The organism is Mycobacterium sp. THU-M104, assembly GCF_049197365.1.
GTDB lineage: Bacteria > Actinomycetota > Actinomycetes > Mycobacteriales > Mycobacteriaceae > Mycobacterium.
The window spans coordinates 1-7738 of the sequence record NZ_JBMIOP010000247.1 but is presented as its reverse complement, the minus strand read 5'-3'; the positions used below and the strand labels follow the sequence as shown (position 1 = coordinate 7738).

9 protein-coding genes are annotated in these 7738 nt (G+C 66.9%); 2 read left to right on the top strand and 7 right to left on the bottom strand.

What is annotated here, in order from left to right; translation table 11 throughout:
- The coding region (locus ACOJVU_RS18130; protein ID WP_421531039.1) for a hypothetical protein at positions 1 to 656 on the bottom strand (656 nt) is incomplete at its 3' end.
- Between the two features lie 156 nt (positions 657 to 812).
- Here ACOJVU_RS18130 and ACOJVU_RS18125 point away from each other — a divergent pair.
- Complete coding sequence (locus ACOJVU_RS18125) at positions 813 to 1499, top strand: MBL fold metallo-hydrolase (RefSeq protein WP_421531038.1); 687 nt, start codon at positions 813 to 815, stop codon at positions 1497 to 1499.
- 14 nt (positions 1500 to 1513) lie between these two features.
- On the opposite strand, the gene ACOJVU_RS18120 is transcribed toward ACOJVU_RS18125, so the two are convergent.
- Positions 1514 to 1957 carry a universal stress protein gene (locus tag ACOJVU_RS18120; RefSeq protein ID WP_421531037.1) on the bottom strand — a complete coding sequence of 148 codons (444 nt, stop codon included), beginning with the start codon at positions 1955 to 1957 and terminating at the stop codon, positions 1514 to 1516.
- A gap of 192 nt (positions 1958 to 2149) precedes the next feature.
- Between ACOJVU_RS18120 and ACOJVU_RS18115 the strand changes: the two genes are divergently transcribed.
- The gene (locus ACOJVU_RS18115) at positions 2150 to 3727 is read left to right on the top strand and encodes a glycosyltransferase family 39 protein (RefSeq protein WP_421531036.1); all 1578 of its coding nucleotides are present in this window, start codon (positions 2150 to 2152) and stop codon (positions 3725 to 3727) included.
- Between the two features lie 51 nt (positions 3728 to 3778).
- On the opposite strand, the gene ACOJVU_RS18110 is transcribed toward ACOJVU_RS18115, so the two are convergent.
- The 5 genes from ACOJVU_RS18110 to ACOJVU_RS18090 all read right to left on the bottom strand — a co-directional run bounded on the left by ACOJVU_RS18110 (position 3779) and on the right by ACOJVU_RS18090 (position 7644).
- Positions 3779 to 4408: a class I SAM-dependent methyltransferase gene (locus ACOJVU_RS18110; protein WP_421531035.1), complete on the bottom strand. Its 630-nt coding sequence runs from the start codon at positions 4406 to 4408 to the stop codon at positions 3779 to 3781.
- Positions 4409 to 4509: 101 nt separating this feature from the next.
- Positions 4510 to 5790, bottom strand: a complete 1281-nt coding sequence (locus tag ACOJVU_RS18105) for an NAD(P)/FAD-dependent oxidoreductase (protein WP_421531034.1) — start codon at positions 5788 to 5790, stop codon at positions 4510 to 4512.
- Between the two features lie 170 nt (positions 5791 to 5960).
- Positions 5961 to 6245 (bottom strand): YgaP family membrane protein, encoded by a 285-nt coding sequence (locus tag ACOJVU_RS18100; protein ID WP_421531033.1) that lies wholly within the window; start codon positions 6243 to 6245, stop codon positions 5961 to 5963.
- 186 nt (positions 6246 to 6431) lie between these two features.
- Positions 6432 to 6749, bottom strand: coding sequence for a ferredoxin (gene fdxA, locus ACOJVU_RS18095; RefSeq protein ID WP_421531040.1), 318 nt, complete (start codon positions 6747 to 6749; stop codon positions 6432 to 6434).
- 193 nt (positions 6750 to 6942) lie between these two features.
- Positions 6943 to 7644, bottom strand: coding sequence for a phosphoadenylyl-sulfate reductase (locus ACOJVU_RS18090; protein WP_421531032.1), 702 nt, complete (start codon positions 7642 to 7644; stop codon positions 6943 to 6945).
- Positions 7645 to 7738 lie beyond the last annotated feature (94 nt).

Below are 7738 nucleotides of genomic sequence, written 5' to 3'. Positions count from 1 at the left end.
CGCGCGGCGGTCACGAACACCGACCATCCGGGACGGGCGAGATCGCTCGCCTCGCGCGGCACGGCGATCGGCCCGACACCGTTCTCGAACCAGATCTTGCCGGGCCCCACATCGACGATCTGAAGGTAGTCCTCGACCCAGTCCGCGTCGTCGACATCGTCGGGATCGATGGCGGGCGCCCGACGGGTGACCTCATGCAGCAGCCCGCCCAGGCGATCGGCCGCCGGCAGATCACGCGCGGCCTCCCGCGCCTGCTCACCCGCTTGATCGGCAGATGCTGCGTCGACGTCGCCGCGCTCAGCGAGCCAGCGCATCAACTTGCCCGTGACCGTGCCGGCGGCCTTGAGCAGCTCCTCACCGGCGATCACCTTGCGCACCATGAAGTAGTCGAGGAACTCGCCGAGGTTCTCCGCGATCTTCTCCGGCCCGAACAAGCGGCAGAACGCGCCGTCCTCGTTCCTGGCGAACTCATCCTCCCAGCGCCGGTGCTCGTCGCCGGCCAGGGACTGGTAGGCGTACCCGTCCAGGCAGTCCCGCAGCAGCTCGACGACATCCTCATACCGGTGATACGTGCGCGCCGCGAGCCGCTCCCGTTGCGCCGCCAGGAACTGCGTGAGCACCTCGTCGATGGTCGTGTCACTTCGAACCGTCGCCACGGCGCCGAATCTAACGCATCCTCAGTACCAGACCTGGCTGGCGGCTCCTCAGGTTTTGGTGCACCACCCTGTGTGCGGCCAGCCTCGTCAAGCGGTCGCGGCCCCAGATCGCGGGGAGACGAGCCGGGGCTCGCAAGAAGCCGTAACCTCACCGGTATGTCTGCTGCTGACGAACTCCGCGACGACTACACCGGCCACGTCGACCCCGGTACCGCCGCCCGCCGCACCCTGCCGGGCGCCACCATCATCAAGGCATCGGTGGGCCCCATGGACAACAACGCCTACCTGGTGACGTGTTCGGCGACCGGGGAGACGCTGCTGATCGACGCCGCCAACGACGCCGACACGCTGCTGGAACTCATTCACCGCTACGCGCCCACGATCGCGCTGATCGTGACCAGCCATCAGCACCTCGACCACTGGCAGGCGCTGGAAGCGGTGGCCGAGGCGACCGGTGCACCGACCGCCGCCCACGAGATCGACGCGGCAGCGCTGCCGGTCAAACCGGACCGGTTGCTGGCCGGCGGCGACACCATCGAGATCGGCGAGCTGACGTTCGACGTCATCCACCTGCGCGGGCACACGCCCGGTTCGGTCGCACTGGCCCTCGACGGGCCGGCGACCGGCGGGGTCACCCAGCTGTTCACCGGCGACTGCCTCTTCCCGGGCGGCGTGGGCAAGACGTGGCAGGAGCACGATTTCGCCCAGCTGCTCGAGGACGTGACCACCCGGGTGTTCGAGGTGTATGACGACGCCACCGTGATCTACCCCGGTCACGGCGACGACACGGTGCTGGGTGCCGAACGGCCGCACCTGCACGAATGGCGCGAACGCGGCTTCTAGAGCCGGCGAACCGGTTACTCCGTGGTGTGCACGATCAGCACGTCGACGTTGGCCCGGCGCGAGACGTTGGCCGGCACCGAGCCCAGCAGCCGTCCCGCGATGGTGCTCAGGCCGACGTTGCCGACGACGAGCAGGTCGGCCTTCTCCTCCTCGGCCAGGTGCACCAGGGCGTCCACCGGGGCGCCGACGATCGCTCGCTCGTCGACGTTCTTGGCGCCGGCCGTGTGCGCCCGCTCCTTGGCGTCGCGCAGGATCGCATAGATCGGCGCGGTGCCGGAGACCTTGTAGCTTTCGGCGCCCAGGGCGTCGGCGGCCCGGGCGTCCTCCGGCTGGGGCAGATACGCCGACGCGATGATCAATGTGGCGTCGGCCCCCGCGAGTTGCGCCGCCCGGTCCACCGCGCGCATCGACGAATCCGAGCCGTCAGTTCCTACCACCACGACCTGATAGGCGCCCATTCACCCTCCCAATTCCGGTTGGTCAGCCAAATGACAGTAGCGCGTTTGCCCATGCCACAGAGAGAAGATTCGCGCGTGCGCGCGGCGCGGCGTGGCCGGCGTTTGCGGGTCCGCGCCACCGGTACCGCGGCGGCCGGCCCGGTACGCACCCGATGACCTGGCATCGAGCCGGGCCCTACAGTGAGAAGCGTCATGTCCATGCACACCCTTGAGCAGCGCATTCCGGAGACGCCCGGCGCCCAGGAGGCGCCGGCGCCCGGCTGGGCACGGGGCAGGTTGCTCGACCCGTGGATGGTCGCCGCGCTGGCCACCGCCATCAGCGCCGCCTGGGCGTCCCGGCCTTCGCTGTGGTTCGACGAGGGGGCGACGATCTCGGCGGCGGCGAACCGGACGCTGCCCGAGTTGTGGCGATTGCTGGGCCACATCGATGCCGTGCACGGCCTGTACTACCTGGTGATGCACGGCTGGTTCGCGATCTTTCCGCCCACCGAATTCTTCTCGCGGCTGCCCAGCGCGCTGGCTGTGGGCGCCGCCGCCGGCGGCGTCACGGTGTTCACCAGGCAGTTCACGCCTCGGGCGACCGCGGTGTGCGCCGGTGTCGTGTTCGCCATCCTGCCGCGCATCACCTGGGCGGGGATGGAAGCACGGTCCTATGCGTTCGCGGTCGCCGCGGCCATCTGGCTGACTGTGCTGCTCGTCGCCGCCGTCAGGAGCAACAGGGCGCGGTGGTGGGTGGGGTACGCGCTGGGCCTGGCGCTGTCGATCCTGCTGAGCCTCAACCTGGTCCTGTTGGTGACCGTGTATGCCGCGGCGCTGCCGTTGTTGGCCCCCAGAGGGTCCCGCACGTCGCCGGTGATTCGGTGGTCGGTCGCCACGACCGTCGCGGTGGGGGCGATGACGCCCTTCCTGGCGTTCGCCCACGGCCAGGTCTTCCAGGTCAACTGGCTCTTTCCGGTCAGCTGGCATTACGCCTTCGACATCGTGCAGCGGCAGTATTTCGACCACAGCGTTCCCTGCGCCGTTCTCACGGCCGTGCTGGTCGTCGCGGCGGTTGCGGCCCGATTGAGCGGCGTAGCCGCCCCGGCGGGCGCAACGCGCAACCTGCTGGCCCTGTGCGCGGCGTGGATCCTCGTCCCTACCGCCCTCGTCGTCCTGTACTCGGCCATCGTCGAACCGATCTACTTCCCGCGCTACCTGATCCTCAGCACACCCGCGGTGGCCGTCATCATGGCGGTCTGCATCACCACGATCGCCCGCGGCCCGTGGCCGACGGCCGGGGTGGTGCTGCTGTTCGCCGTCGCGGCGGTGCCGAACTACCTGTTCATCCAACGCTGGCCGTACGCCAAAGAGGGGTGGGACTACAGCCAGGTGGCCGATCTGATCGGCTCCCATGCCTCCCCGGGGGACTGCCTGCTCGTGGACAACACCGTGGGGTGGCGGCCCGGGCCGGCCCGCGCTCTGCTCGCCACGCGACCGGGGTCATTCCGGTCGCTGATCGACGTCGAACGCGGCGCGTACGGGCCCAAGGTGGGCTGGCTGTGGGACGGTCACGTCGCGGTGTGGCTCACGACGGCCAAGATCAACCAGTGCCCCACTATCTGGACCATCACCAACAAAGACGGCGCACTGCCGGATCACCAGGCCGGGTCGTCGTTGCCGCCGGGCACGTTCGGGCGCGCCCCGGCATATCGCTTCCCCGGCTATCTCGGCTTCCGCGTCGTCGAGCGCTGGCAGTTCCACTACTCGCAGGTGGTCAAGTCGACACGGTGACGCGGTTCGAGCGCTGAGGCCGACTCCTGGTCGCCGACACCGGTCGGCGCATCATGTGCGGCTCTCTTCGTCGCGGGTGTCGCGGCGCAGGCGCACCAACGCGTCGACGGCGTCGCGCTCGGCGCCGGGTACCGGCCGCCGGACCCGCTCGGCTTTCTGCACCACGAACTCCGTCAGGCCGGCGAGGTCGGCCACCACGTCATCCGGGGAGAACAACACCTCGGCATCCTGAGGCCCGCCGACTCCCTCGGTGAGATTGGTGGTGTCATGGGCCACGACGAGCAGGGTGCCACCGGGGGCAACCGCGGTAGCGGCGTTGCGCAGCGCGGACCGACGCGGGCCCTCCGCCAGCTGCAGATAAGCGACGATGACCGCGTCGAACGATCCGGCCGGCAGCGCCTCGTTCACCACGTCGGCCCGCTGGAAGTCGACCCGGTCGGCGACCCCGGCGCGGCTCGCCAACTGCGCGGCCCGTGCCAGTCCCCGCTCGGAGAAGTCGACACCGACGACGTGCCAGCCGCGGCCGGCCAACCAGATCGCGTTTCGGCCCTCACCGCAGCCCACATCCAGCGCGCGTCCCGGCGATGCCTCGGCGAGCTCAGCGGCGACGAACCTGTTCGGCTCGATCCCCCACAACAAGTCGGCCTCGCCGTAGCGGCTATCCCATGCCTGCGCATCCATACGCTGCTCCAATCCTGGTGCTCAGAGGACGGTGTCGGGTAGATGTGTCTCCACCCCGGCGACTCCGGATCGCCGTTGAACGGCGGCAACGCCCACCTGCGTCACGGGAGCGGCAGCGTGTCCATGGTGAACTCGGTGGCGGGCATCCCCCAAGACGCGGGCTTGCCGCCGGTCCGGAAGTACATTTCTTTGAACGCCATCTTCATCGCCCACGCCGCGTAACCCATCTTGAACACGCTGGTATTTCCGCCGTACCAGGTGTCGGAGTGGATGTAGAAGCCCTTGTGTCCGCCCATGTCGCCAAAGCAGATGACCTCAGGCCGATAGGATTCACCGACCTCGGCCCGCTCGAGACGCCCGACTTCGACGGCGATCTGGCGGGCCACGATCTCTGCCTGCTGGTGGCCGAGCGAACCGAGCTTGGGCACCGTCAGCGCTGCGGCGTCACCCACGGCGAAAACCTCGGGATGGTCGGAGTTGCGCATGTCGGTGCCGGTGAGCACGAAACCGTACTCGTCGGTGATCGCCAGATCCTTCAGAAACGCATGCGGCACCCAGTCGGGCATGAGGATCTTCAATTCGGCTTCCACGCTGTGGCCGTTGGCGAACTCGATGCCGTCGGCAGTGAGTCGCGAAACGTCCTGGGTGTCGGACAGGTATCCGAAACCCATGTCGGTGGCCAGACTCAGGAACTCCTTCACGATCTCTTCACCGGCGTCCTCGGCGATCGTTCCGCCCGGGGTGAACAACGTGATCTTGTGGGCGTCGCCCATCGAGTGCTCACCGAGCCAGTGCGCCATCGACAACGCCAACTCCAGCGGTGGCCCTTCGCAGGCGGCCTCGGCGACCGGCAGCCAGTCGGGCTTGTGCTCGAGGCCCTGGTGAAACCGGGCAGACCCGATCGCGATCGGGCCGCCCTTGTAAGCACCACCAAAAAGTTTGCGCCGCAGTTTATTACCGTAGTGTCCGCTGGAGACGGTGTCACCGAACTCGCCGAAACCCTCGATCCGGTCATAGGCCAGTTGGTTGCCCAGTGCCACCACGAGATAGTCGTAGGCGATTGTCTCGGGCGCCGAGCCGGCGCGATCGGCCGGAGTGAAAACCACCCGTTTGGCGTCGGGGTCGATGGCGGTGACCGAGGCGTTGATGAACGCGTTGCCGTCGCGGTCATGGAACTGGACGGTTTCCATGTGCATCGTCACCAGCGGATCGTGATCGGCGAACACCTCCATCGGAATGTTCGGCACGAAAATCAGGTACGGGTTGCGGTCGATCACCGTGATGTCGACCGCGTCGCCGCACTGTGCCCGGATAAAGCGTGCGGTGGTCAGCCCCGCGAAGCTGCTGCCCAGGATCACCACCCGAGGACGCGCACGGCTCACGGCGCCACCGCCCCTGCGGTGCTGTCGTCTGTGACGTCCGGAGTTGGCGTCACGGTCTCAGGCATGTGCATCATGTTCCGAATCCTCAATGTTCACTGATGGCATCGACGGCTCCTCAATGCCGGACGCCCGAAGCGACTCGTCCGGCACGCATTTCATCTGTGTGTGGGCTAAACGCCGCAGCCGGAAGCCCGCTCGGTGGTAGTGGGGATGCCGAGTCGATGCAGTAGCACACTGGTGGGGCACCAGCCCACGGCCGCATCGAGCAGCAGGTTGGCTCCCACGAAACCGGTGAGGATCCTCCACCGGGCCGAATATTTGCGCCCCAGAGCCAGCGTCGCCAGCACCATGGCACCCGCCAACAGGTTGATGATGCGCTCCAGTGGCCAACCTTGTGGCCGGGGCATCCCGAACGCTCCCCGCTCGATCGGTGCTGTGCGTTGGTCGATCTGCATCACAACCTCACTCCTCCCGAGTCGACATCACCAACGGGTGATCCGAATTACCCAACTACCGCCATCGGCATACCCACGCGAGTAGGAAGCAAACCCCAGCCAGCCCCTGTGTCAGCCGCCAATGCGGGCTGAGGACCAGCTAGCAGATCCTCCGAGGGGAGATCTCGCGGAGAAAATGCACACGCGTCAAGCTTTGCTCTCCAGGTTTTTCACCGCGGCGGGATCGTTGTCGGTGAGTCCGACTCTGGCCGCACCGCCGGGTGAGCCGAGTTCTGCGAAGAAGTCGGCGTTGAACTGGATGTAGTCGGTCCACTCCTCTGGCACATCTTCTTCGGTATGGATGGCCTCGACCGGGCATACCGGCTCGCAGGCACCGCAGTCGATACATTCGTCGGGCTGGATGTAGAGCATCCGGGTCCCCTCATAGATACAGTCGACCGGACATTCGTCGATGCACGATTTGTCCTTGACGTCGACACAGGGTTCGGCGATCACATAGGTCACAAACATCTCCTAACTCGTTGATTCCCAGGACATCCAACGCGGATGCGTTGATGTTCGCAGGTCAGCTGTGGGCAGCCCGCAGTAGTTCATCGAGGGTCGCGAGCTTGACGCGGGGCCGCCCGAGCGGCTCCACGGCCGAGCGCTCGTAGTCATCGATAAGCTGCCAATGCGCACGGGTGACCAGCTCGGGCCGTCACGTGAGGTGCAGGCCGCATTCGGTCTTATTGAATCCCGCAAACCGACCGCTGCGCTTGTCTTCTCCCGGAGCCGGTTTGGTGGTGTTGGGCGCGCACCCGATCGACGGGTAGCCTTCGTCAACCAGCGGATTGACCAGCACGTTGCGCTCTGTGATGTAGTCGGTCATATCTTGGTCGGACCATGCGGCCAGCGGGTTGACCTTCACCAACTTGAACTTTTCGTCGAAGCTGATCAGCGGGGCGTCTGAGCGGGTCGACGCATCGCTGCGGCGCAGCCCGGTCACCCACGCGCGATACTCGGGCAGTGCTTTGGCCAGCGGGACGACCTTGCGCAGCCGGCAGCACTCGTCGGGGTCGGTGTGGCACAGGCTCGTGCCCAGCGCCAACACCGAAGGCTCGGGGGTGATGGTCACCATGCGGATGTCGTAGGTCGCCGCGACCGCATCGCGCATGCCGATGGTCTCGGGGAATTCGTTGCCGGTGTCGATGAACATCACCGGCACGCCCGGGCGCACCGTAGCCGCCAGATCAATGAGGACGGCGTCTTGCATGTTGGAGGCGACCACGTATTTGTCGGGGAATGTTTGGTCGGTCCAGCGCAGCAGGTCGGTGGCGCCGGCGCCGTCGAGTTCGGCGGCGCCCCGCGCGGCGAGCTCTCGAAGTTCGGCCTCGGTCACCGGGTCATCCGTTGCACTCATCTGATACTCCTGTCCTCATCGAAGATCATCCTCTTCGGCGCGCAACGCCCAGTTCGCGAAACGCTCGCCGGGATCACGCTTGGTGACGAAGTTG

Bases quoted from the DNA above. Each gene is read 5' to 3' on its own strand.
- ACOJVU_RS18125 (WP_421531038.1), top strand. From the start codon at position 813: ATGTCTGCTGCTGACGAACTCCGCGACGACTACACCGGCCACGTCGAC.
- ACOJVU_RS18120 (WP_421531037.1), bottom strand. From the start codon at position 1,957: ATGGGCGCCTATCAGGTCGTGGTGGTAGGAACTGACGGCTCGGATTCG.
- ACOJVU_RS18115 (WP_421531036.1), top strand. From the start codon at position 2,150: ATGTCCATGCACACCCTTGAGCAGCGCATTCCGGAGACGCCCGGCGCC.
- ACOJVU_RS18110 (WP_421531035.1), bottom strand. From the start codon at position 4,408: ATGGATGCGCAGGCATGGGATAGCCGCTACGGCGAGGCCGACTTGTTG.
- ACOJVU_RS18100 (WP_421531033.1), bottom strand. From the start codon at position 6,245: ATGCAGATCGACCAACGCACAGCACCGATCGAGCGGGGAGCGTTCGGG.
- ACOJVU_RS18090 (WP_421531032.1), bottom strand. From the start codon at position 7,644: ATGAGTGCAACGGATGACCCGGTGACCGAGGCCGAACTTCGAGAGCTC.